At 68.4% G+C, this 22,421-nt stretch carries 21 protein-coding genes; 9 read left to right on the top strand and 12 right to left on the bottom strand.

Annotated elements, in window-relative coordinates; all coding sequences use genetic code 11:
- Positions 1-254 precede the first annotated feature (254 nt).
- On the bottom strand, positions 255-1,289 hold the full coding sequence (locus DK842_RS04930) for a glycosyltransferase family 4 protein (protein ID WP_114060357.1): 1,035 nt from the start codon (positions 1,287-1,289) through the stop codon (positions 255-257).
- Positions 1,277-2,104 (bottom strand): UDP-2,3-diacylglucosamine diphosphatase, encoded by an 828-nt coding sequence (locus DK842_RS04925; protein WP_114060356.1) that lies wholly within the window; start codon positions 2,102-2,104, stop codon positions 1,277-1,279. The genes DK842_RS04930 and DK842_RS04925 overlap by 13 nt, the downstream gene beginning before the upstream one ends.
- 193 nt (positions 2,105-2,297) lie before the next feature.
- Between DK842_RS04925 and DK842_RS04920 the strand changes: the two genes are divergently transcribed.
- A complete protein-coding gene (locus tag DK842_RS04920) occupies positions 2,298-2,960 on the top strand; it encodes a response regulator (RefSeq protein WP_114060355.1) in 663 nt (220 codons plus the stop codon).
- The gene (locus DK842_RS04915) at positions 2,957-4,303 is read left to right on the top strand and encodes an ATP-binding protein (RefSeq protein ID WP_114060354.1); all 1,347 of its coding nucleotides are present in this window, start codon (positions 2,957-2,959) and stop codon (positions 4,301-4,303) included. Before DK842_RS04920 ends, DK842_RS04915 begins: the two co-directional genes overlap by 4 nt.
- A gap of 122 nt (positions 4,304-4,425) precedes the next feature.
- Here the strand turns inward: DK842_RS04915 and DK842_RS04910 are convergent, their stop codons facing one another.
- From DK842_RS04910 to DK842_RS04900, 3 genes are all read right to left on the bottom strand, one after another.
- Entirely contained in the window at positions 4,426-4,782 is a 357-nt protein-coding gene (locus tag DK842_RS04910) for a 5-carboxymethyl-2-hydroxymuconate Delta-isomerase (RefSeq protein ID WP_114060353.1), read from the bottom strand.
- Positions 4,783-4,792: 10 nt separating this feature from the next.
- Positions 4,793-5,200: a hypothetical protein gene (locus DK842_RS04905; protein WP_114060352.1), complete on the bottom strand. Its 408-nt coding sequence runs from the start codon at positions 5,198-5,200 to the stop codon at positions 4,793-4,795.
- Between the two features lie 72 nt (positions 5,201-5,272).
- Entirely contained in the window at positions 5,273-7,201 is a 1,929-nt protein-coding gene (locus DK842_RS04900) for a TonB-dependent copper receptor (protein WP_114060351.1), read from the bottom strand.
- Between the two features lie 123 nt (positions 7,202-7,324).
- Here DK842_RS04900 and DK842_RS04895 point away from each other — a divergent pair, with 123 nt between their 5' ends.
- From DK842_RS04895 to DK842_RS23330, 6 genes are all read left to right on the top strand, one after another.
- Complete coding sequence (locus tag DK842_RS04895; RefSeq protein ID WP_232538594.1) at positions 7,325-8,581, top strand: ATP-binding protein; 1,257 nt, start codon at positions 7,325-7,327, stop codon at positions 8,579-8,581.
- Positions 8,578-9,102 carry a response regulator transcription factor gene (locus tag DK842_RS04890; protein WP_114060350.1) on the top strand — a complete coding sequence of 175 codons (525 nt, stop codon included), beginning with the start codon at positions 8,578-8,580 and terminating at the stop codon, positions 9,100-9,102. Before DK842_RS04895 ends, DK842_RS04890 begins: the two co-directional genes overlap by 4 nt.
- A 121-nt stretch (positions 9,103-9,223) precedes the next feature.
- The gene (locus DK842_RS04885; RefSeq protein ID WP_114060349.1) at positions 9,224-10,855 is read left to right on the top strand and encodes a 3-(methylthio)propionyl-CoA ligase; all 1,632 of its coding nucleotides are present in this window, start codon (positions 9,224-9,226) and stop codon (positions 10,853-10,855) included.
- A gap of 383 nt (positions 10,856-11,238) precedes the next feature.
- Positions 11,239-13,116: a methyl-accepting chemotaxis protein gene (locus DK842_RS04880; RefSeq protein ID WP_114060348.1), complete on the top strand. Its 1,878-nt coding sequence runs from the start codon at positions 11,239-11,241 to the stop codon at positions 13,114-13,116.
- 90 nt (positions 13,117-13,206) lie between these two features.
- Entirely contained in the window at positions 13,207-14,280 is a 1,074-nt protein-coding gene (locus tag DK842_RS04875) for a tetratricopeptide repeat protein (RefSeq protein ID WP_114060347.1), read from the top strand.
- Positions 14,273-14,623: a glycosyltransferase family 9 protein gene (locus DK842_RS23330; RefSeq protein WP_168194816.1), complete on the top strand. Its 351-nt coding sequence runs from the start codon at positions 14,273-14,275 to the stop codon at positions 14,621-14,623. The genes DK842_RS04875 and DK842_RS23330 overlap by 8 nt, the downstream gene beginning before the upstream one ends.
- 74 nt (positions 14,624-14,697) lie before the next feature.
- Here DK842_RS23330 and DK842_RS04865 read toward each other — a convergent pair whose 3' ends face one another.
- From DK842_RS04865 to DK842_RS04835, 7 genes are all read right to left on the bottom strand, one after another.
- The gene (locus DK842_RS04865) at positions 14,698-16,080 is read right to left on the bottom strand and encodes an FAD-binding oxidoreductase (protein WP_114060346.1); all 1,383 of its coding nucleotides are present in this window, start codon (positions 16,078-16,080) and stop codon (positions 14,698-14,700) included.
- On the bottom strand, positions 16,077-16,745 hold the full coding sequence (locus DK842_RS04860) for a M15 family metallopeptidase (protein ID WP_114060345.1): 669 nt from the start codon (positions 16,743-16,745) through the stop codon (positions 16,077-16,079). Before DK842_RS04860 ends, DK842_RS04865 begins: the two co-directional genes overlap by 4 nt.
- Before the next feature lie 15 nt (positions 16,746-16,760).
- A complete protein-coding gene (locus DK842_RS04855) occupies positions 16,761-17,273 on the bottom strand; it encodes a cupin domain-containing protein (protein ID WP_114060344.1) in 513 nt (170 codons plus the stop codon).
- A gap of 98 nt (positions 17,274-17,371) precedes the next feature.
- Positions 17,372-17,995, bottom strand: coding sequence for a glutathione S-transferase family protein (locus tag DK842_RS04850; RefSeq protein WP_114060343.1), 624 nt, complete (start codon positions 17,993-17,995; stop codon positions 17,372-17,374).
- A 33-nt stretch (positions 17,996-18,028) separates the two neighbouring features.
- Positions 18,029-19,492 carry a sodium:solute symporter family transporter gene (locus tag DK842_RS04845; protein ID WP_114060342.1) on the bottom strand — a complete coding sequence of 488 codons (1,464 nt, stop codon included), beginning with the start codon at positions 19,490-19,492 and terminating at the stop codon, positions 18,029-18,031.
- The gene (locus DK842_RS04840; protein WP_114060341.1) at positions 19,489-19,698 is read right to left on the bottom strand and encodes a hypothetical protein; all 210 of its coding nucleotides are present in this window, start codon (positions 19,696-19,698) and stop codon (positions 19,489-19,491) included. The genes DK842_RS04845 and DK842_RS04840 overlap by 4 nt, the downstream gene beginning before the upstream one ends.
- 39 nt (positions 19,699-19,737) lie before the next feature.
- Positions 19,738-20,178, bottom strand: coding sequence for a GNAT family N-acetyltransferase (locus DK842_RS04835; protein ID WP_114060340.1), 441 nt, complete (start codon positions 20,176-20,178; stop codon positions 19,738-19,740).
- 226 nt (positions 20,179-20,404) lie between these two features.
- Here DK842_RS04835 and DK842_RS04830 point away from each other — a divergent pair, with 226 nt between their 5' ends.
- Positions 20,405-22,375: a phosphocholine-specific phospholipase C gene (locus DK842_RS04830; protein WP_114060339.1), complete on the top strand. Its 1,971-nt coding sequence runs from the start codon at positions 20,405-20,407 to the stop codon at positions 22,373-22,375.
- Positions 22,376-22,421: the final 46 nt, after the last annotated feature.

Raw genomic sequence — 22,421 nt, 5'->3', positions numbered from 1 at the left:
CTTTACTACCGATGCGCAGGCCATCTGCCGAGATGGCGGCGGGCTTGCCGGCGGCCGCGTTGGGGATGCATCCGTCCTGGATGCTGCTTTGGGCATTGCTGACACCTCCGGTGCCGACCGCCGCCTCGTGTCGTGGGCGCGGTCGCAATGCCATTCGTTCGCGGGGCCGCCGGACAGGCTCGCCAAAAGAGTCCGTTTTCCGGGAGCTTCAACTTTTCCAATATAGCGCTTACAGCAGCTGAAGCAAGCCATACCTAATCGGCGACGGGCGAGAGGCCGGCAGAGCTGCCGGCATGGGGCCGCAGATGGGATTCGAATTGACGGCTGGCGGCCTGCCAGGAGTAGTTTTCGGCCACCCGGCGCACATGGCCTCGGTCCAGTTCCAGCGCCTTCAGGCAGGCGGCGCGCAGGTCCCAGTCCAGCACGCCGGCCCCGGTGTCGCCCACCACGTCCAGCGGGCCGGCCACCGGGAAAGCGGCCACCGGCGCGCCGCAGGCCATCGCCTCCAGCAGCACCAGGCCGAAGGTGTCGGTGAGGCTGGGGAAGACGAACACGTCGGCGGCGCGGTAGAAGCGGGCCAGCTCCTGCTGCGGAAACACGCCGGCGAAGTACACGTCGGGATACTGCTGTTTCAGCCGGGGCAGCAGCGGGCCGTCGCCGACCACCCATTTGCTGCCGGGCAGGTCCAGCTTGAGGAAGGATTCGATATTCTTTTCCACCGCCACCCGGCCGATGTAGACGAAGCGGGGCGGGTTGGATTCGTCCAGCTTCTGGCGTTCGCCCGGGCTGAACATCGCGGTGTCCACGCCGCGGCTCCACAGCTTGACGTTGCGAAAGCCGCGCGCCTCCAGATCGGCGGCGATGGAGCGGGTGGGCACCATCACGGCTTGCGCGGCATTGTGAAAGCGCCGCATCCAGGCGTAGCTAATGGCGAGCGGCAGCCGGCAGCGGGCATGGATGTATTCCGGGAAACGGGTGTGGTAGGCGCTGGTGAAGGCCAGGCCCTCGCGCAGGCAGAAGCGTCGGGCGGCCAGGCCCAGCGGGCCCTCGGTGGCGATATGCACCGCGTCCGGCGCGAAGCCGGCGATGCGCTGCGCCACCTGGCGGTAGGGCAAGAGCGACAGCCGGATGTCCGGGTAGGTGGGGCAGGGCAGGGTCTTGAACTCCAGCGGCGTGATCATGTTGACCTGATGGCCGAAGCCGTCCAGCTCGCGCGCGGTTTCGGTCAGCGAGCGGACGACGCCGTTGACCTGGGGCTTCCAGGCGTCGGTGATGATCATGATGCGCATGTCGACTCCTCCGTGGACACGGGAATGGCGGGTTCGGCCGCGGGCGCGGCCTGGCCGAGCGCGGTCCAGTGCAGCACTTCCAGCCGGCCGTCGGCGTGCTCCACCAGCGCGGACAGGCTTTCCACCCAGTCGCCGCTGTTGCCGTACAGGATGCCGTCTATCATCCGCACTTCCGGCTTGTGGATGTGGCCGCAGACCACGCCGTCGAAGCCGCGCCGCCGCGCTTCGCCGGCGAGGATGGTTTCGAACTGGCTGATGAAGTTCACCGCGTTCTTCACTTTATGCTTCAGGTATTGCGACAGAGACCAGTAAGGCAGGCCCAGCCGGTGCCGCACCCAGTTGAAGCCGCGGTTCAGCTGCAGGATCAGCGTGTACAGATTGTCGCCCAGGTAGGCTAGCCACTTGGCGTACTGGATCACGCCGTCGAATTCGTCGCCGTGCAGCACCAAGAGCCGCTTGCCGTCGGCGGTGAAGTGCTCGGCCTCGTGGCGGATGGCGACGCCGCCGAAGTCCAGACCGCAGTACTGGCGGGCGGCTTCGTCGTGGTTGCCGGGGATGTAGACCACCTGGCAGCCTTTGCGCGCCTTGCGCAGCAGCTTCTGTACCACGTCGTTGTGGCTTTGCTTCCAGTACCAGGATTTGCGCAACTGCCAGCCGTCGACGATGTCGCCCACCAGGTACAGGTACTCGGATTCGTGCTCGCGCAGGAAGTCCAGCAAATGCTCGGCGCGGCAGCCGGCGGTGCCGAGGTGGACATCCGATATCCAGATGCTGCGCAGGCGGCGGGAGGCGTCGGAAGCGGTATCTGGCTGCATGGCGGGTCCGTGGGCCGGGATGACCGCCTCATGCTGCAATGGCGACGTGACAGGGAAATGAGGTTTTGTTGACGGCAAGGTGAATAGTCCTATGCCATTCAATGACAGAATGGCCCGCCTGGACGGAATCGCGCTTAAGCGTGGTTTAAGCTGGGTATGGGATAAGGGATGTCGGGCAATAGGGGGCTGGGCGATGCGGATACTGGTGGTGGAAGACGACGCGCAGATAGGCGACGGCTTGAAAATGGGGTTGCAGCAGCTGGGCTTCGCGGTGGACTGGCTGCGCGACGGCCGCCAGGCGCTGGCCGCGCTGCCCGCCGCGCCCTACGACGCGGTGGTGCTGGACCTGGGCCTGCCCGGCATGGACGGCATGGATATCCTCGCCGCTTGGCGCCGGGCCGGCCGCGACGAGCCGGTGCTGGTGCTGACCGCGCGCGACGCGCTGGCCGACCGCGTCGGCGGCCTGGACGCCGGCGCCGACGACTATCTGGCCAAGCCTTTCGCCTTGTCCGAAGTGGCCGCGCGGCTGCGCGCGCTGACCCGCCGCCGCCATGGCCAGTGCGGCCCGCTGCTCAGCCATGGGCGGCTCAGCCTGGACCCGGTGGCGCGGGCCGCGACGCTGGACGGCGCGCCGCTGGAGCTGACCGCGCGCGAGCTGGCGCTGCTGGAACTGCTGCTCAGCAGCAAGGGCCGGGTGCTGCCGCGCGAATTGATAGAGGAAAAATTGTACGGCTGGGGGCAGGAGCTGGAGAGTAACGCGCTGGAAGTGCATGTCCACCACTTGCGCAAAAAGCTGGGCGCCGGCTTCATCCGCACCTTGCGCGGCATCGGCTACACGCTGGGGGAGCCGGCGTGAGGCGGCCGCGCAGCCTGCAGGCCCGGCTGATGCTGGTGCTGCTGCTGATCGTGCCCGCCACTTGGCTGGCGGCGTCGGCATTCGCGGTGTGGCTGGCCCAGCGCGAGGTGGACGAGCTGTTCGATACCCAGATGGCGCAGTTTGCGCGCCAGCTGTTGGCGATAGATGTCCACGGCCTGCAGCCGGACGATCCGCCCAAGCTCAAGCATCTGCTGGCCGGGGCGGACAAGGGCAGGATGGACAACGATGACATGGGCTTGGCGATCTGGGACGCCCAAGGCCGGCGGGTATTGTGCGACGGTCGCGGCCGCCGTTTCGACTACGAGCCGGCACGGCGGGGCTTCCAGGATTATCTCGGGCATGACCGTCATCACGACTGGCGGTTGCTGTATCTGCCGGCGCCGGACGGATCGCGGATGGTGGCGGTGGGACAGAAGCTGGGCTTGCGCCAGGAGATGGTGGCCAGCGTGGTCAAGGCCCAATTGTTGCCGTGGCTGATCGGCCTGCCGCTGATGCTGGCGGCGATCCTGCTGGCGCTGCGGCGGGAGCTGGCGCCGTTCCGCCGGCTGGCCGACGCCATCGCCGGCCGCGCGGCGGACGACAACAGCCCGGTGGCGGCCGAGGTGCCGCAGGAGGTGGAGCCGCTGCTGCGGGCGCTGAACGCGCTGTTCGTCCGCATCGCCGACATGCTGGAGCGCGAGCGCCGCTTCACCGCCGACGCCGCCCATGAGCTGCGCACGCCGCTGGCGGCGCTGCGGGTGCAGGCCGAGGTGCTGGCGCTGGCGCCGGACGAGGGCGGCCGCCGCCACGCGCTGGAGCAGCTGCAACTGGGCATCGCCCGGGCCGGCCGGCTGGTTGAGCAATTGCTGGCCTTGTCGCGGCTGGATCCGCTGCCGCATCCCCAGCAGCGCCAGGCGGTGGATTGGGCGCGTTTGGCCGAGGGCTTGATGGCGGAGCTGGCGGCCGGAGCCGACGGCGTGGAGTGGAAGCTGGACTGGCGCTGCGCGCCGGAAAAGGCGCTGCCATTGGCGGGCGACGCGATCCTGGTGGGGCTGATGCTGCGCAATCTGCTGGAAAACGCCTGCCGCTACGGGCCGGCCGACGGCGTGGTGGAATTAAGGCTGGAGGAGCATGCGGTCAGCGTGCTGGACCGAGGGCCGGGCATCGCGCCGGAATGGCTGGGGCGGGTGCGCGAGCGTTTTTTCCGTCCGCCCGGCCAGGAACAGCCGGGCAGCGGCCTGGGCCTGTCCATCGTCGAGCGCATCGCCGAGCTGCACGGCCTGCGGCTGGCATTGAAGAACCGGCCGGATGGCGGTCTGGAAGCCCGGCTGGAACGGCGCTGACTGCGGCAATCCGCCGCAGGCGGAGCGCGCCGCGCCGAGGTATGCTGTGAGGGCTGGGCGCGACAGGCGTCCGGCAGACAAAGGTTGCGAGCCCGCCATGACCCGGCGGGCTTTTTTTCCGCTCAGCCGCGGGCCAGCAGCTTGTCGCGCCGGCTGTAGGCGGCGGGCGCCATGTCGCGCACTTCGCAGCTGACGGATTCGACGCCGGGCAGCCGCTCGCAGGCCGCGCGCACCAGCAGGTCGGCCAATCGTCCCTTCTGATCGTCGCTGCGGCCGGCCAGGACATGGCAGGCGATATGGACGAAATCCTCGTCGCGGCCGCCCACCAGGAAGTCGTCGTAGGACTGCAGCCTGACCTTGATGTCGGCGCTCTGGAACAGGCCGCTGGCGTTGGCGGCCTCGTGGACGGCAAGCAGCAGGCGGTCGATGTCCGGGTGGCCGGCGATCTCGGCCGAGCATTCGATCACGCAGTGGGGCATGGGCTTCTCTCTATCCTTGATGCGGGTTGGCGGGCGCGTCGAAGCGGATGCGCCAGAACAGCGCGTTGCACACGCCGCCGGCCATCGCGCCCAGATACAGGGTCATCCAGTCGTTGTAAAGCAGCGGCTCGGCGGCGCGGGCGTACAGCAGGGTGATTAGGCTGCCGCTGAACGCGCCGGGGGCGAAGGCGGCGAAGGCGAGCAGCCAGGCCGGCCACTGGCGCTGCCAGCGTTCTATGGAGTTTGCCAGCGCGATGCGCAGCAGGCATAGCAGGAAGCCGAAGATCAGCGCCGGCACCGCGCCCATCAGATAGGCCATCATCGGCACAACGCCGCTGGCCAGGAGCGCCACCAGCGGGCCCAGCAGGATGAACAGCGTCAAACCGCAGGCCAGGATCTTGAAATAGGGAGTCTTCATGCCGCCGCCATCGTGAAAAAGGCTTCCAGCCTAGCAGACTGGAAGCCCCGAGACGAGAGGACGGGCGGATATTTACAGCTCGACCTGCAGCTTGGTCCACAGCGTGCGGCCGGGCTCGTTGACGCGGGTGGTCTGGGTGTAGCCGGCCACCATGCCGCCGCCCTTGCTGACGCTTTCGGCATAGCTGCGGTTGAACACATTGTCGACGCCTGCCAGCAGTTTGAAGCGCTTGCTGATCTTCCAGCCCGCGTCCAGCGACAGCGTGGCGAAGCCGGGCGCGGCGCCGATATCCTGCCCCACGATATTGCCCTGGCCGGGCGCGACGCGGTCCTGGCGCTGCACCGCGCGGAGAGTGGCGCCGGCGCCGTAGCGGCCGTCATCCCATTTCAGGCCCAGCTTGCCTTCCAGCGGCGGCGTCTGCGCCAGTGGCCGGCCGTCGTCCAGATTGGCCGCCCACACCCAGGCCGCGCTGCCGGACAGCGTCCATTGCGGCGCGAAGCGCCAGCGCGCCTCGCTCTCCAGGCCGTAGCGGCGGGCGTCGACGTTGCGCGCCATCTGCGGGCTGTTGTTGTCGATCAGGATGAAGCCGCCGACGCGGCTCAGGTAGGTGGACAGCGAGCCCTGCAGCTTGTCGTCCTGGTACAGCAGGCCAGCGTCCAGCTGCAGATTGCTTTCCTTGCCGAGGCCGTCGTTGCGGTTCAGCTCCCAGTAGTCGGGCGCGCGCTGGGCCTGGCCCAGGCCGACGTAATGCGTCCAGCCGCCGGTCTTGAGTTCGTAGCGGACGAAGCCGGAGTCCATGTGGTAGCGGTTCTCCGCGCGGATGCCGCCATTGGACGCGGCTTCCTGCACCGCCAGGGTGGCGTCGCGGCGCAGGCCGGCGATCAGCCTGCCCTGCGCGCCAAGGGGGGTGGACGCTTCGGCGTACAGGCCCTGGTTGTCGAAGCTCATGTCCGGCAGGCGAGGCTGCAGCTGGTAATCGATGCCGCCGCGGCTGCGGTGGCGGTCGCGGAGCCAGTCGACGCCGGCGGCGACTTCCCAGTCGCCGAAGGCCAGGTCGGCGCTCAGGCGGCCGGTATCGGCCTCGCGGTCGGGGTTGCCCAGTCTTTTCATTTTGGGGGCCGGCCGCAGCGAAAAGTTGTCCATCACGTGGTCGACATAGCTGTGGCTCAGCTGCAGCCGCACCGCGTCCAGCCAGCCGGCCAGGCGGCGCTGTTCCAGCTTGACGCCCCAGGCGTCGCGGTCGAACCGGCTGCCGTCCATCATCCGGTCGGCGTAGGCGGCTTGGCCGCGGCTGCGGTCGGCCGAGATTTCCAGCGTGGTGTCGCGGCCCGGCGTCAGGCCGACGATGGCGGTCTGGCTGTCGCGCTCGAACGCCGAGTGGACCGGGCGGCCGTCGCCGTCGCGGTAGTCGCCGCCGTGGTTGCGGCTGGCCAGGATGCGCGCGTAGCCGTACTGCGAGCCGGCGGCGAAGTCGGCGTAGGCGTCGTTGCGGTCGCCGCTGCCGCCCAGCAGACTGCCGTTGAAGCGGACGCCGGGCTGGTCGAAGCGGGGCGTCTTGCGTTCGAAGTTGACGCCGCCGGCCACCAGGCCGGGGCCGAGCTTCACGCTTTGCGGACCCTTGACCACGTCCACCGCGTCGTAGGCGTCGGGAAACAGATAGGCGGTGGGCGGGTCCATCCGGCCGCCGCAGCCGCCGAACACGAAGCCGCCGTCGGCCAGGATGGCCAGCCGCGAGCCGCCCAGGCCGCGCAGCAGCGGATCGCCGGAGCTGCCGCCCTTGCGGGCGACGTTGAAGCCGGGAATGTTTTTCAGCAGCGAGGCGCCGTCGGCGGCCGGCGCCGGCTGGCGCGGCGCGCGCGGGTCCAGCGACAGTCGCAGCGGCTGGTCGAGGCGGCTGGCGGTCACCAGCACTTCTTCGCCGACGAAGGCGGGCGTTTCCGCCGCAGAGGCGTGGGCGGCGGCCAGCGCGAGCGGCAGGGGGAGCAGGTAGCGGATTGTCATCACGGAATTGATTTGTTTGTGTTGGAATTATTGACCGGGGATGGTAGTGGAAGCCGCCGCGCCGACCAATGCGGCAAAGTGTCGCAGCCGCCGCGCGGCCGGCTTGATGGTAAAGTTCGCGTCATGGATAAGGATGCGATATTCGCGCCGGCGCTGGCGGGCGACGCCTCGCAAGCCGGCGCGCGGGTGCGGCGGCTGCGCTGGCTGATGCTGTGGCTGGCCATGGCGGCGCTGGCCGGCTGCGCGCTGGAGCGGGTGGCACTGCCTTGGCTGCTGGTCGGCCAGGCGCTGGCTACGCTGGCGCTGGCGAACCTGCTGCTGCCGCGCCTGCCGGCCTGGGGGCTGTCGGCCGAGCAGGCGCTGCGGCTGGGGCTGCTGGGCGACGTGCTGGTGTTGACCGAGTTGCTGGCTTTCAGCGGCGGCGCGGCCAATCCGCTGGCGTCCTTGTACCTGCCGCCGGTGCTGTTCGCCGCGCTGTTGTCGCCGGGCTGGTTCGCCTGGCTGCTGGCCACGCTCAGCGTGGCCGCCTACGGGCTGTTGTTCGAATGGCATCTGGACTGGCCGCTGAATGGCGGCAACGCCGCCTACGCCTTCAATCTGCACCTGTCCGGCATGTGGATTTCCTTCGCGCTGTCGGCGCTGCTGATCGCCGGCTTCGTGTCCTGGCTGGCCCGCCAATTGCGCCACCAGGGAGACGCGCTGGCGCAGGCGCGCGAGACCCAGCTGCGCGACGAGCAGCTGCTGGCGGTGGGCATGCAGGCGGCCGGCGCCGCCCATTCGCTGTCTACGCCGCTGAACACGATGACGCTGCTGGTGGACGAACTGCTCAGCGAGCGCCAGGGCGACGAGGCGCTGCGCCAGGATCTGCAGCTGATGCGGGCGCAACTGGCCAGCTGCCGGGCGACGCTGTCCCGCCTCAAGCACGGTTCCGAACCCAGCGCGGGGCCGCAGCCGCTGTTCGCGGCGCTGGCCGAGCGGCTGGAAGGCTGGCGCAGCCTGCGGCCGGATGTGAGGCTGGAGTGGCGCGCGCCGGACGGCGACGACCCCTGGGTGTGCCTGGATGCCGCGTTCTGGCCGGCGCTGTTCAATCTGATCAACAACGCGGCCGAGGCCGGCGGCGGCGAGGTGGAGGTGTCTGCCGGCTTGAGCGGCGGCCGGCTGCGGCTGGACATCGTCAACCGCCAGGGCTGCCTGAGCGAGGCGCAGCTGGCGCGCGCCGGACTGGCGCCGCTGGATTCGGCGAAGCCGGCGGGATTGGGACTGGGCATGATGCTCAGCCACGCCACGCTGGCGCGGCTGGGCGGCACGCTGCGGCTGGACAACCGCGCCGAGGGCGGCGTCCACGCCCGCATCGAACTGCCGCTGGAGGAGGGCGAATGATCGAATTCCTGCTGATAGACGACGACGAGGCCTTCGCCATGGTGCTGACGCGCTCGCTGGCGCGGCGCGGACACGCGGCGGTCTGGGCGCGCGACGCCGAGGAAGCGCTGGCGCGGGCGGCGGAGCGGCCGGCGCGCATCCTGCTGGACCTGAACCTGGCCGGCGACAGCGGGCTCCGGCTGCTGCCGGCGCTGCGCGCGGCCTGTCCGGACAGCGCCATCGTGGTGCTGACCGGCTACGCCAGCATCGCCACCGCGGTGGAGGCCACCAAGCTGGGCGCGGTGCAGTACCTGGCCAAGCCGGCCGGCGTCGAAGAGATTCTGGCCGCTTTCGCCCAGCAGGCCGCCAATCCCGAGCTGCCGGTGGCACCGCAGCCGATGTCCTTGCGCCGAGTCACCTGGGAGCATCTGCAGCGGGTGCTGGCGGAGAATGACGGCAACATCTCGGCTACCGCCCGCGCGCTCAGCATGCATCGCCGCACCCTGCAGCGGATGCTGGCCAAGAAACCGGTCAAAAGTTGAAGGCATTGGCATGACGAATATATAAATCGGACGATGGCGGGCCATCAGAAAATATGATTGGAGCGAATGCTCCAGCGCGGCGTAATTTGCCCATTCCATACCGAGAACGGGGAGATGCGAGATGTTGCGTGGCCAGATGATGGAATTGCCGCTGTTGATTTCCGACCTGCTCGTGCATGCCGAGCGCTTCCATGGCGACACCGAGATCGTGTCGCGCAGCGTGGAGGGGCCGATCCACCGCTACACCTATCGCGACGCCGCCCGCCGCGCCCGCCAGCTGGCGGGCGCGCTGCCGTCGCTGGGCGTGGCGCCGGGCGACCGGGTGGGCACGCTGGCCTGGAACGGCTACCGCCATTTCGAGATCTACTTCGCGGTGTCCGGCAGCGGCGCCGTCTGCCACACCGTCAACCCCCGGCTGTTCCCCGAGCAGATCGCCTGGATCGTCAACCACGCGGAAGACAAGGTGCTGATGTTCGACGCCACCTTCCTGCCGCTGGTGAAGCAGATCGCGGACCAATTGAAAAGCGTCGAGCATTTCGTGCTGCTGGCGGCGCGCGCCGATTTGCCTGCCGACAGCGGCATTCCCAATCTGCTCAGCTATGAAGACTTGGTGCACGGCCACAGCGACGTCTACGACTGGCCCAAGCTCGACGAGCACGCGGCCTCCAGCCTGTGCTACACCTCCGGCACCACCGGCAACCCCAAGGGCGTGCTCTATTCCCACCGCTCCACCGTGCTGCACGCCTTCGGCAGTTCGCTGCCGGACAGCTTCGACATCTCGGCGCGAGCGGTGGTGATGCCGGTGGTGCCGATGTTCCACGCCAATGCCTGGGGCCTGCCTTACAGCTGCGCGATGAACGGCAGCAAGCTGGTGCTGCCGGGACCGAAGCTGGACGGCGCCAGCCTGCAGAGTCTGATCGCCGAAGAGGGCGTCACCACCACCGTCGGCGTGCCTACGGTCTGGCTGCAGCTGTTGCAATATTGCCAGCGCGAAAACCTGTCGCTGGCGCCGCTCAAGCGCGTCATCGCCGGCGGCTCGGCGGTGCCGGAAAGCATGATCGAGCAACTGGCCGAGCGCGGCATCGAAATGCGCCAGCTGTGGGGCATGACCGAGTTGTCGCCGTACGGCACCACCAGCACGCCCAAGCTCAAGCACGAGGGCCTGAAGGGCCCGGAACTGAACGCGCTGCTGACCAAGCAGGGGCGGCCGGCGTTCGGCGTGGACATCCGCATCGTCGACGACGCCGGCCTGCCGCTGCCGCACGACGGCGTGTCTTTCGGCAATTTGCAGGCGCGCGGCCCATGGGTGCTGTCGCAGTACTACCGGCGCGAGCTGGACGCCAACCACAGCGCCGACGGCTGGTTCCACACCGGCGACGTGGTGACCATCGATCCCGACGGCTACATGCGCATCACCGACCGCACCAAGGACGTGATCAAATCCGGCGGCGAATGGATCAGCTCCATCGACCTGGAAAACATCCTGGTGGGACACCCGGCGGTGGCGGAGGCGGCGGCCATCGCCGTGGCCCACCCCAAGTGGGACGAGCGGCCGTTGATGGTGGTGACGCTGAAGCCCGGCGCGCGCGCGACGCGCGAGGAGCTGCTGGCTCATTTCGACGGCAAGATCGCCAAGTGGTGGACGCCCAACGATGTCGCCTTCGTCGACGAGCTGCCGCACACCGCGACCGGCAAGCTGCTGAAAATGAAGCTGCGCGAGCAGTTCCGCGATCACCAGTGGCCGGAATCATGAAAAATGGGTGAATTGCTCTAAATGTGCTGGATTTTTGTAGAGCAATTACGTTAGAATCCCCGCTGCACTGAGAACCGCAAGGTTTTGAGGTGTTAGCCCCTCGAAATATCGCGCTGGCCGAGGCCGGTCCGATGTTTCTTCCTCGTGTTGACCCCTGCCGCATTGCCGCAGGGGTGTTTTTTTGTCTGTTCCCGTCTCTTATTCACATCGACTGCCATCGTCATTGCACCTATCATATTGTGAAAATGGCATGAGCTTGATCAAGCGGCGCTCTGCCGGCTTGGTTTAGCGTATCGTCCTGCTTTTCAATAAATTACAAGAAATCTATCGAGGGAATGGTCGGCTCTGCCCGGGCAATACAGCGTAGAAATGAAGGAAATGCGATGAAATCACTCCGTAGCCGCCTGATTGCGTTCAACGCCTTGTTGATGGCGCTGTTCGGCCTGGTCCTGGTGACCATAGTTTTCATGCAGATGCGTTCGGAAATCCTGGAGGGGCTGGACAATGAGTTCGGCGCCAGCCTGAAAGGGCAGAGCGCGGTGGTGACCACCTGGCTGGGGGAGAAGAAGCAGCAGATCGTCGCCCAGACCGCGGCGGCAGGCGAGGCGGACGCCTTGCGTTTCCTCAAGGTGGGCACCAAGGCCGGCGGCTTCAATGTCAATTATGCCGGCTATGCCGACGGCCGCTCGCTGTTCTCCGACGACTGGGTGGCACCGGCCGACTACAAGGTGGCGGACCGCGACTGGTACAAGCTGGCGCAAGCGGCCGGCCAGCCCATCGTCACCGACCCCTACGTCGACGAGGCCACCAAGAAACTGACCGTCACCATCGCCGCGCCGTTCAACCACAACGGCGCTTTCGCCGGCGTGGTCGGCGGCGACGTGATGGTGGACGCGCTGGTGAAGTCGGTGCTGTCGATGAAAGTGCGCGGCAACGGCTACGCCTTCATCGTCGACAAGAAGGGGACCGTCATCGCCCACCCGCAGGCCGACTTGACCTTGAAGCCGATCACCAGCGTGGTGCCGGATCTGACGCCGGATAAATTGGCGCAATTGGTGCAGAACGACAAGGCGTCCGACGTCGATATCGGCGGCAAGAGCATGCTGATCTCGGCTCAGGCCATTCCCGGCACCAACTGGGTGCTGGCGCTGGTGGCCGACCGCGACGAAATCCTGGCGCCGCTGCACACGCTCTTGTACACGATAGGCGGGCTGACGCTGCTGGTGTTCGCGTTGATGATTCCGTTCGCCAGCCTGGTGATCGGCAAGATGCTGGCCGGCCTGGTGCGGCTGAAGGCGGCGATGGAAGACATCGCCCGCGGCCAGGGCGATCTGACGCTCAGGCTGAAGGACGACGGCCAGGACGAGATCGCCGCCACCGCGCGCGCCTTCAACACCTTCGTCGCCCAGCTGGGCCATCTGTTCCGCGGCCTGAAGGGCGACGCCGCCGGGGTGGTGGGCGGGGTGCAGGACGCCAGCCAGCTGGTGGCCGACGTCGCGCAGAGCTCGCGCCACATTTCCGACGTGTCCTCGTCCAACGCGGCTACGCTGGAGCAGATCACCGTTTCCATCTCCCACATCGCCGACAGCGCGCGCCAGGCCGACGAGCTGGCCAGCGCCACCGGGCAGAACCTGGCCTCCAGCGCCGACAATATGCAGCGGCTGTCATCGGGCATGGAAAACACCGTGCAGTCGGTGCGCGGGCTGGAGGAGATGCTGTCCTCGCTGGACAAGCGCTCGCAGGAAATCTCCGGCATCACCAATGTGATCCGCGACATCGCCGACCAGACCAACCTGCTGGCGCTGAACGCGGCGATCGAGGCCGCCCGGGCCGGCGAGCAGGGCCGCGGCTTCGCCGTGGTGGCCGACGAGGTGCGCAAGCTCGCCGAGCGCACCGCGCAGGCGACGCTGGAAATCTCCAATATGGTGGGCGCGATCCGCGAGGAAACCGGCCGCGCGGTGGGCGACGTCAACAGCACGGTGCAGGCGGTGGACGAGGGCGTCGGCCTGACCCGCGAGGCGGTGGACAATATCGCCGCCATCCGCGCGTCGATGCTGGAGGTGGTGGCCAAGATGAGCGAAATCTCCAACTCCACCCAGGAGCAGCACAAGGCCACGACGCTGATCGCGCAGAGCTCGGAAGCGATCAACGGCCATGTGCTGGAGAACGACGACGTGCTGCAGAACGTCAGCAGCACCTTGCAGGGCCTGGCCGGCAACGCCGGCAAGATGGACGCCGAGTTCAACAAGTTCCGGCTGTAAGAGCCGGCGCCGCCATCGCGCACGCCGCCTTGCCAGGCGGCGTTTTTGCGTCGATGATCCGAAACGACTTTTCCGATTGGCGGACGCCAGATGACCTCGCTTTCTCCTGATGCCTGGCTCGCCGCGAGGCTGATGGCCGAAGGCGACCTGGCCGGCGCGCTCTGCGCGGCGCAGGCAGGCCTGCAGGCCGAGCCCGGCAACGCGCCGTTGTGGAACCTGCTGGGCGTCTGCGCGGCCCGGCTGGCGCAGCCTCCTCTGGCCGAGCAATGCTGGCGCCAGGCGCTGACGCTGGATTCGGCCACGCCGGACGCGCATTACAATCTGGGCTGCCTGCGGGCGGAACAGGGCGACGCGGCGCAGGCCGAGGCCCATTACGCCGTCGAGCTGGCGCGAGACCCCGGCCATGCGTCCTGCCTGGGCAATCTGGGCAATCTGCTGCAGGACGCGGGCCGCCTGGATGAGGCCGAGGCCTGCTTCCGCCGCAGGCTGGCGGCGCATCCGTCCGCCGCCGCGCATTACCAATTGGGCAGGCTGTTGCGCCAGCGCGGCCAGCGGGACGAGGCTGTCGTTCAATTGCGGACCTGCCTGGATGCAGACGCGGACGATGTCGAAGCGCTACAACTGCTGGGCCAGCTGCTGGCGGAGCGGAGCGAGGCGGCGGAAGCGGAAACGCTGCTGAGGCGCGCGTTGGCGCTGGCGCCCGGACACCTCGCCGCCGGCAATAATCTGGGCATTCTGCTGATGGCGCGGCGGCGCTGGGATGAGGCGGAGGCCTGGCTGCGGGGCGCATATGACCGGCAGCCGGATGCGGCGCTGCCTAATTTGGCCGCGTTGTTGTGCGCCACCGGCCGCGCCGCTGCAGCCCTTATTTGCGCGGCAATGGCCGCAAGTGGAGTGGCGGGCGATGGCCGGCGGCTATCCGGCCGCTTTTCCGCCGCACGATTGCCATGTGTTTTCGATGAGCCTGCCATGGGTGCTGCGCGAGTTCGAGCCGAAGCCATGCGGGGCTTACCTGGATGCGGAACCGGCCCTGCGGCACGCTTGGCGCGCGCATTTGCCGCCTGGAAGCAATATCGGCTTGGTCTGGCGCGGCCGCGCCGAGCACCCGTTCAACCATTGCCGTTCCTTGACTGGGCCGGAGGCCTGGCTGCCATTATTGGCTGATCCAGGCGTCAACTGGATTTCGTTGCAGCCGAAGCCGACCGATGCCGAGCGGGCATGGTTGGCGGAAAGCGGCGTGGCGGAGTGGGGTTCCGGCTTGACGGACTTCGCCGACAGCGCGGCCTTGCTGGCGGAGCTGGATGGTCTGATCGCGGTGGACACGGCGATGGCGCACCTGGCCGGCGCGCTGGGAACGCCTTGCCGTTTGCTGCTGGCCGACGAGCATGCGGATTGGCGTTGGGGAACGGATGGCGAGACGACGCCTTGGTATGGCTCGGTTCGCCCGCAGCGCCAAAGGCGCGGCGAGGGATGGGACGAGACGATTACCCGGCTGTCCGGCGGGTAGGGCGGAAGCCCCAAGGGGGCGCGCCATGGTTCAGTCCTTGTCGGCGGAACGCCCGGCGCGGCCGGGCTCCGGTCCTACAGCCACTTGCCCGGATTCATCAGCCCGTCCGGGTCCAGCGCGCGCTTGATGCCGCGCATCAGCTCCAGCGCCAGAGGGTCCTTGTAGCGGACCAGCCAGTCCTTTTTCAGCTGGCCGACGCCGTGTTCCGCCGCCAAGGTGCCGCCCAGCCGGTAGACGTGGTCGTAGACAATGGCGTTGACGGCGTCCTCGTCCTCGAACAGGTCCGCGTTGCCGGGGCGGGTGAAGCTGACGTTGTAATGCAGATTGCCGTCGCCGGCGTGGCCGAAGGCGACGATGCGGGCGCCGGGGAAGGCTTTTTCCAGGTCCGCCGAGCAATCGCGCACCAGCCGCGGCAGGGCCGATGTCGGCACCGCGATGTCGTGCTTGATGCTGGGGCCGTCCTTGCGCTGGCTTTCCGATATCTCCTCGCGCAGCGTCCACAGCTTGCGCCGCTCGGTCTCGTTTTGCGCCAGCACGCCGTCCAGCATGTCCTGCTCCGCCAACCAGCTCGCCAGCGCATCGTTCAGCTCGACCGGATCGCCGCCGTCGGACAGCTCGATCAGGATCAGCCACGGCGCGGAGAACGGCATCAGCGACGGATGGTGGCGCTGAAGCACCTGCTGGCAGCTGGCGTCCATCACTTCGAAGGCGGTCAGGCGGTCGCCGAAGCGGTGGCGCAGCCGGTTCAGCCAGTCTATCGCCGTCTCGATGTCGCCGACGCCGACCATCGCGGTGGCGTGGGCGCTGGGCAGCGGGTACAGCTTCAGCGTGGCTGCGGTGATCAGGCCCAGTTGGCCTTCCGCGCCGATGAACAGCTGCTTCAGGTCCAGGCCGGTGGTGTCCTTGCGCAAGCCCTGCAGCTGGTTCAGCACGCGGCCGTCCGGCAGCACCGCCTCCAGCCCCAGCGTCAGCTCGCGCATGGTGCCGTAACGCAGCACCGCCACGCCGCCGGCGTTGGTGGACAGATTGCCGCCTATCTGGCAGCTGCCCTGCGAGGCGAGGGACAGCGGAAACAGCCGGCCGGCGGCTTCGGCCGCCTGTTGCGCTGCCTGCAAGGTGACGCCGGCTTCCACGGTCAGCGCGTTGTTGTCGGTGTCGACATGGCGCACGGCGTTGAGCCGCCGCAGCGCGACGATCAGCTGCCGGCCGCTGCCGTCCGGCGTGGCCGCGCCGCAGGTGGAGGTGTTGCCGCCCTGCGGCACGATGGCCACTTGATGCGCGCGGCACAGTTTGACCAGCTCGGAGACTTCCGCGGTCGAGCCGGGCTGCGCCACGGCCAGCGGCGCGCCCTGGTAGCGGCGGCGCCAGTCCAGCGCGAACGGCGCGGTATCGGTTGCGGCGGTGAGCAGGTGCCTGGAGCCGACGATGGCGGCCAGGGCGGGCAGAAAGTCGTTCATGCGGATTCCAGAAGGCTTTCGTCGACGGCGGCGTACAGCGCGGCCGGCGCGCCGGTCACGGCCGCCCAGTAGCGATCGCCGTACGACCAGTGCCACCATTCGGACGGGTAGTTGATGAAACCTGCCGCGGTCATCGCGGCGATCAGGACGGCGCGGTTGGCGCGGGCGGTTTCAGACAGTCCGGCGGCGTCGGTATAACAGGCGCCGTTCGATTCCTCGCTGTCGGCGTTGAATGGGCAGCCCATGTCCAGCTCTTGCCCGGCGGCATTCATCAGCGTGACATCCAAGGCCGCGCCGGTGGGGTGGGGCGCGACGGCCGGCGGCGCGACGTAGAGGCTGGCCTCGCGCAGCCGCGCGGCCTCATCCAGTTCGGGCCTGAGCCGGCGCAGCCGGACCAGGTGTTCGTCGTAGGAGCGTTGCTGCCGAGCCAGCGGACGGTAGGCTTCCTTGACGTAAAGCTTCAGCCCGTCTGGCAGCCGGCGGGCGGCGTCGCGCAGCCGCTCGGCCACCGCGCGGCGCGCCTTGAGAAAGTGCGGGCTGCGGCTGGAAATCTGGCTGCGGCTCAGGTCCGCGTGCCATTCCGGGTAAGCCGCCAGATCGACGAAAGGCTCGTCCTGATTGGCGATGGGGATGGCTAGCAGCGTCGGGGCGGCTAAAGTCAGCATGGCGTCTGGCCGCTTTCAAAACGGCCCATTGTTTTCGCGCAGCTTGTCCGGCAGGCCGTCATGGCCGCCGTCCGGACGCGCGGGAGCGTCGGCCCAGTGCATTTTGCCGATGGCGGCGTTGCGCGCCGGGTGCAGCGGGTAGTGGACCTGGTTGTCCGGACGGGTGGCGTCGCCGACCACCAGCAGGCGGACGGTGTTTTCCGTATTGTTGATCAAGGCGTGGGCTTGGCCGTCGCCCGCCTTGAAGCCCGCGGAGTCGCCCGGCCGCAGCCGATGCAGCGTGCCGTCCAGCCACAGGTCAGGTTCGCCCTCCAGCACATGGATGAACTCGTCTTCCGTGCTTTCGGCGTGCGGCCAACTGGTTCGCTGGCCTGGTTCCAGCCGCTCGTGGTGGATGCCCAGCCGCGCGAAACCGAAATGGCGGCCCAGCGGCGCGCCATGCGCCAGCGTTTCCTGGCTGTCCGGATAATGGCTGGCTTCCTTTTTCTCCAGCTCTTGCCAGTGGCGGATGCAGGACGGACGGTTCATGTGTTCTCCTCTATGTTTTCCGACATGATGTTGGCGGCTCTCCGGCCGGCGCAGCCGCCCGCAACCATAGCACCTTGCGCTCCGCCATGGCAGCCGGTTTATTCCGGGATGTCGGCCGCCATCAGCTCGTCCGGGTGCTGCCAGCCCGGTTGGGCGGCGATGCGGGCGAGCCAGGCCTGGACGTTGGGCCAATCGGCGATGGCCAGGCCGGCGTCGGCCAGCCACCACAGGTAGGCGCACAGCGAGATGTCGGCGATGCTGACCTGGTCGCCGGCCAGGTAGCGGCGCTCGGCCAGTTCGGCCTCCAGCACGGCCAGATCTTCTCGCAGCCGCGCTTCCAGCCAGGCCTCCACCGCCGGCGCGTAGTGCGCCGTCAGCCGGGAGTAGCGCAGATTGGGCAGCGACATGCCCAGCCGGTTGGTTTCCCAGCTCAGCCATTCGCGCACGCGCTGGCGCTCGCCCAGGGCGCCGCCCAGGGCGCCGTAGCTGTCGGCCAGCCATTGCAGGATGGCGTTGGACTGGCACAGCGGCACGCCGTCGGCCACCAGCGCCGGCACTTCGCCGAAGCGGCTGGCGGCGCGGAAGTCTTCCGGGCGCTCCCCGCGCGGCAGGGCGAGGTCGACGTGGGCGTAATCGTGCGAAATGTCGGCCAGCACCAGGGCCAGGCGCACCTTGTAGCTGTGGCCGGAGTAGCGGTTGCCGTAAAGGGTCAGGTTGCTCATTGCGCTTGCTTTCTTTAATGCGTAGACATCATGTTAGTTCGTCCGGCTCGATCCCAGCCAGGCCGCGGCGAAGGCCAGCGGCAGCGAGAACAGCGCCGGATTGGAATACGGGAACAGCGGCTGGGCGTGGCCCAGCGCCCCCACCCACACCGCCGGTCCGCAGACGATCAGCAGCAGCGAGGAGACGATGCCGGCCGCGCCGCCCCATACCACGCCGCGCGCGGTGAGGCCGCGCCAGTGCAAGGCGAGCAGCAGCAGCGGAAAATTGGCGGAGGCGGCGATGGCGAAGGCCAGGCCCATCATCAGCGCGATGTTCAGCTGCTGAAATACGGTGGACAGCAGCATGGCCGCCAGGCCCAGGCCCAGCGTGGCCAGCCGCGATGCCTTGAGCTCGCGGCGCGGATCGGCCATGCCTTTTTTCAGCCAGCTGGCGTACAGGTCGTGGCTGACCGCGCTGGCGCCGGCCAGCATCAGGCCGGCCACCACCGCCAGGATGGTGGCGAAGGCCACCGCGGCCACCAGCGCGCGGGCGAAGTCGCCGCCCAGCAGCGCGGCGAGGTGCAGCGCCGCCATATTGCCGCCGCCTATCAGCTTGCCGTCGGCGGCGTGGAATTGCGGATCGGGGCCGATCAGCGTCATCGCGCCGTAGCCGATCAGCAGATTGAGCAGGAAGAAGGCGGCCACCAGCCAGGTGGCGATGGCCACCGAGCGGCGCGCGGCGCGCGCGTCGGCCACGGTGAAGAAGCGCATCAGCACGTGGGGCAGGCCCAGCAGGCCCAGGCTCAGCCCCAGGCCCAGCGACAGGACCTCCACCGGATCGGCCAGCGCCTGGCTCGGCAGGAAGGCGGCCGAGCCGCGCAGCGCGTCGGCGGCGGCGAACAACGCGGCGGGGCTGCCGCCGTAGCGCGCCATCACGCCGGCAGCCAGCAGCAGCGCGCAGACGAACAGCAGGCTGGCCTTGCTGATCTGCACCCAGGTGGCGGCCAGCATGCCGCCCAGCGCCACATAGGCCATCATCAGCAGGCCCACCAGGCCGACGGCGGCGAGATAGGGCAGGCCGAACAGCAGCTCGATCAGCTTGCCGGCGCCGACCAGCTGCACGATCAGGTAGCACAGCGTCACGGTCAGCGAGCTGGCGATGCTGACCAGGCGCACGCCGGCGTGGTCGAAGCGCTGGCTGAGCACGCCGGCCACCGTGTAGCGGCCTTGCTTGCGCAGCGGCCCGGCCAGCAACAACAACAGCAGCGGCCAGCCGGCCAGCGTGCCCACCGCGTAGGCCAGCGAGTCGTAGCCCTGGCCCAGATACATGCCGGCCGCGCCGAGAAAGGCGGCGGCCGACAGGTAGTCGCCGGCCAGCGCCAAGCCGTTCTGCCAGGCGGGCAGGCGGCCGCCGGCGGTATAGAAATCATTGAGGGAGGCGGTGCGGCGGCGCGCGGCTACGGTCAGGCCCAGGGTCAGCAGCGCAAGCGCCAGGAACAACAACTGCGACGCGCTCATGCGTCTTCTCCGTCGCCGACGCGGCTATATAGCGTGGACACGCCGCACAGCAGCAGGATCACCGCCAGCGCCAGCAGGATGGATAGCGGCAAGCCGGCGACGCAGCCGGAAAGCCAGTCCGGGCGCAGCGCCAGGATCAGGAAATAGCCGAGACTGGCGGCCAGAGTGAGGGAGACCAGCAGGCGCTGGAACAAGGCGGGCTTCATCGGCGCTTCAATCGGGCAAAAGCGCCAGTGTAGCGCATGTCAGCCAGGCTGCCACTCCAGCAGCAGCCGGGCTTCGCCGGGGCCGAAGTAATCGGCGTCGCGGCCGATTTCGGCAAAGCCCAGCTTGCGGTACAGCGCCGCGGCCGGATTGGCCGGGTCCACGGTCAGGCGGACGCTGCGCGCGCGCGGCCTCATCGCCTGCAGCGCCGCCTGCATCAAGGCCTTGCCGGTGCCGCGGCCGCGGCAGGACGGCAGCAGCGCCAGCGACAGCAGCCACAGCTGGTCCGGCTCCTGGGACGGCGCGCCCAGCGCGTAGCCGGCCGGCGCGCCGGCGTCGTCTTCGGCCAGCCAGAACCAGTCAGGCCACAGGTCCAGCGCCTGGCGGAAAAAGAAGTCGGGATAGACGTGGCTGCCGAACACCGCCTGCTCGATGGCGAACACGGCGGGAAGGTCGGACAGGCGGGCCTGGCGTAACTGCATGGCGGGCATCCTGCTTGGGTGTGTCGAGCGGGCAAGGTTAATCGATGCGTGCCGGATGGGAAAGGGGAGCGGAGAGGGCGAGGCCTTCCGCTGTCCCGTCTGCCAGCGGCACCTCGCCGATCGCCGCCGGCTGTCCTTTAATCAAGCCATCACATTGGATGAGCACACTGCGCGCTTGGCCTGGCTTGCCAGGGTCATGAATCCTGAAAATTTACGGAGCGTTGTCATGAGCGAGATGTCACGTCGTGAGTTTATCAAGTTGTCGGCCGCAGGCATGGCCGCCGGCGTGCTGCCGCCGGGGCTGGCCGCCGCGATGGCGATACGTCCGGCCGGGCGCAGCCTGTCGGCGGTCAAGCATGTGGTGGTGTTCATGCAGGAAAACCGGTCCTTCGACCATTACTTCGGCGCGCTGGGCGGGGCGCGCGGCTTCGGTGACCGCAGCGCGCTGCAGTTGCGCAACGGCAGCAGCGTGTTCCGCCAGCCCAATCTGTCCAACGGCGAATACCCGTTCCGCCTGGATACCAGCCGCACCAACGCCCAGTATCTGGCCGATCTGGACCACTCCTGGACCGGCACCCACGCCGCGTGGAACCAGGGCAAGTACGATGGCTGGATCGCGGCCAAGAGCAGCTTGACCATGGGCTATTTCACCCGCGCCGACATTCCCTACCACTACGCGCTGGCCGATGCCTTCACCTTGTGCGACCACTATTTCTGTTCGGTGCAGGGGCCGACCAATCCCAACCGCCTCTACCTGTGGAGCGGCATGGTGGACCCGGCGGGCAAGAACGGCGGCCCGGTGACGGACAACAGCGAGAAGGGCTACAGCTGGACCACCTATCCGGAGCGGCTGCAGGCGGCAGGCGTCGGCTGGAAGGTGTACCAGGTGCTGGGCGACAACTACGACGACAACGCGCTGGCCTGGTTCAACCAGTACCGCAGCGCCAAGCCGGGCAATCCGCTGTGCGACCGCGGCATGAGCTCGGTGCCCAAGGTCAGCGGCAACTCGGTGCAGGATCTGGTGGCCGCCATTCGCAACGACGCGGTCAACGGCACGCTGCCGCAGGTATCGTGGATCGTCGCGCCGGAAGCGTATTCCGAGCACCCGAGCGCGCCGCCGGCCGCCGGCGCCTACCTGCTGGACCGCGTGCTGCAGGCGCTGACCGCCAACCCGGACGTGTGGGCGTCCACCGTGCTGCTGCTCAACTACGACGAAAACGACGGCCTGTTCGACCACATGCCGCCGCCGGTGCCGCCGGCCGGCACCGCCGCCGAGTTCATCGGCGGCAAGCCCATCGGCCTGGGGCCGCGGGTGCCGATGCTGGTGCTGTCGCCGTGGAGCCGCGGCGGCCACGTCTGTTCGCAGGTGTTCGACCATACGTCGGTGCTGCGCTTCCTGGAAACCTGGACCGGCGTGCAGGAGCCGAACATCTCCGCCTGGCGCAGGCAGATCTGCGGCGATCTCTCCAGCGCGCTGGATTTCTCCAACCGCAACCCCAGCGTGCCGGCCTTTCCCGACACCGCCGCGTTGCTGACCCAAGCGCAGCAGAGCAAGGGCTGGCCGGCGCCGACCGCGCCGCAGCCGGGCCAGATGCCGCTGCCGGAAGGCGGCCGCCGTCCGGCGCGGGCGCTGCCTTACCAGTGCAACGGCTACGGCAGCACCGACGTCGCCGGGGGCATCTTCTGGGCGCACATGCAGAACGGCGGCAGCCAGGCGGTCCATTATTCGATCTACGCCAACCAGTACCGCAGCGATGGCCCATGGCAGTACGACGTGCCGGCCGGCGGCGAGATCAAGGACTATTTCCACGCCCAGACTTACGGCGGCGGCTTCTACGACCTGACGATGTATGGCCCCAACGGCTTCCTGCGCCGCTTTGTCGGCAATCTCCGCAGCGCCGCCGGCGTGCTGGAGGCGGTGGGGGCCGCCTCGGTGGTGGCGGGCGTGCCGCAGCTGACGCTGCAACTGAACAACGGCGGCAAATCGCCGGTGACCTTCCAGATCAGCGGCAACGGCTATGGCGGCTCCGCGCCGCAGCAAGTCAGCGTGGCGGCCGGCGGCAGCCAGATACTGAGTTGGAACCTCTCCGGCGTGTACGGCTGGTACGACTTCACCGTCGGCTGCACCAACGACGCCAATTTCCTGCGCCGCCTGGTCGGCCATGTGGAGACCGGCGCGGCCAGCGTCACCGGCTGATCCCCGGCAAAGCGAAACGCCGCCGGTCAGGGCGACGGGCGGCGTT

This window comes from Chromobacterium phragmitis, assembly GCF_003325475.1.
Taxonomy (GTDB): Bacteria; Pseudomonadota; Gammaproteobacteria; order Burkholderiales; family Chromobacteriaceae; genus Chromobacterium; species Chromobacterium phragmitis.
Note: the sequence above shows the minus strand (reverse complement) of the source record. Positions and strands in the feature narration are given on the sequence as shown.

Coding starts and splice junctions, on each gene's coding strand:
- DK842_RS04900 (WP_114060351.1), bottom strand. CDS start 7,201: ATGACAATCCGCTACCTGCTCCCCCTGCCGCTCGCGCTGGCCGCCGCC.
- DK842_RS04840 (WP_114060341.1), bottom strand. CDS start 19,698: ATGAAGCCCGCCTTGTTCCAGCGCCTGCTGGTCTCCCTCACTCTGGCC.
- DK842_RS04845 (WP_114060342.1), bottom strand. CDS start 19,492: ATGAGCGCGTCGCAGTTGTTGTTCCTGGCGCTTGCGCTGCTGACCCTG.
- DK842_RS04910 (WP_114060353.1), bottom strand. CDS start 4,782: ATGCCCCACTGCGTGATCGAATGCTCGGCCGAGATCGCCGGCCACCCG.
- DK842_RS04835 (WP_114060340.1), bottom strand. CDS start 20,178: ATGCAGTTACGCCAGGCCCGCCTGTCCGACCTTCCCGCCGTGTTCGCC.
- DK842_RS04850 (WP_114060343.1), bottom strand. CDS start 17,995: ATGAGCAACCTGACCCTTTACGGCAACCGCTACTCCGGCCACAGCTAC.
- DK842_RS04830 (WP_114060339.1), top strand. CDS start 20,405: ATGAGCGAGATGTCACGTCGTGAGTTTATCAAGTTGTCGGCCGCAGGC.
- DK842_RS04895 (WP_232538594.1), top strand. CDS start 7,325: ATGGATAAGGATGCGATATTCGCGCCGGCGCTGGCGGGCGACGCCTCG.
- DK842_RS04880 (WP_114060348.1), top strand. CDS start 11,239: ATGAAATCACTCCGTAGCCGCCTGATTGCGTTCAACGCCTTGTTGATG.
- DK842_RS04905 (WP_114060352.1), bottom strand. CDS start 5,200: ATGAAGACTCCCTATTTCAAGATCCTGGCCTGCGGTTTGACGCTGTTC.
- DK842_RS04890 (WP_114060350.1), top strand. CDS start 8,578: ATGATCGAATTCCTGCTGATAGACGACGACGAGGCCTTCGCCATGGTG.
- DK842_RS04860 (WP_114060345.1), bottom strand. CDS start 16,745: ATGCTGACTTTAGCCGCCCCGACGCTGCTAGCCATCCCCATCGCCAAT.
- DK842_RS04930 (WP_114060357.1), bottom strand. CDS start 1,289: ATGCGCATCATGATCATCACCGACGCCTGGAAGCCCCAGGTCAACGGC.
- DK842_RS04885 (WP_114060349.1), top strand. CDS start 9,224: ATGTTGCGTGGCCAGATGATGGAATTGCCGCTGTTGATTTCCGACCTG.
- DK842_RS04875 (WP_114060347.1), top strand. CDS start 13,207: ATGACCTCGCTTTCTCCTGATGCCTGGCTCGCCGCGAGGCTGATGGCC.
- DK842_RS04865 (WP_114060346.1), bottom strand. CDS start 16,080: ATGAACGACTTTCTGCCCGCCCTGGCCGCCATCGTCGGCTCCAGGCAC.
- DK842_RS04920 (WP_114060355.1), top strand. CDS start 2,298: ATGCGGATACTGGTGGTGGAAGACGACGCGCAGATAGGCGACGGCTTG.
- DK842_RS04855 (WP_114060344.1), bottom strand. CDS start 17,273: ATGAACCGTCCGTCCTGCATCCGCCACTGGCAAGAGCTGGAGAAAAAG.
- DK842_RS04925 (WP_114060356.1), bottom strand. CDS start 2,104: ATGCAGCCAGATACCGCTTCCGACGCCTCCCGCCGCCTGCGCAGCATC.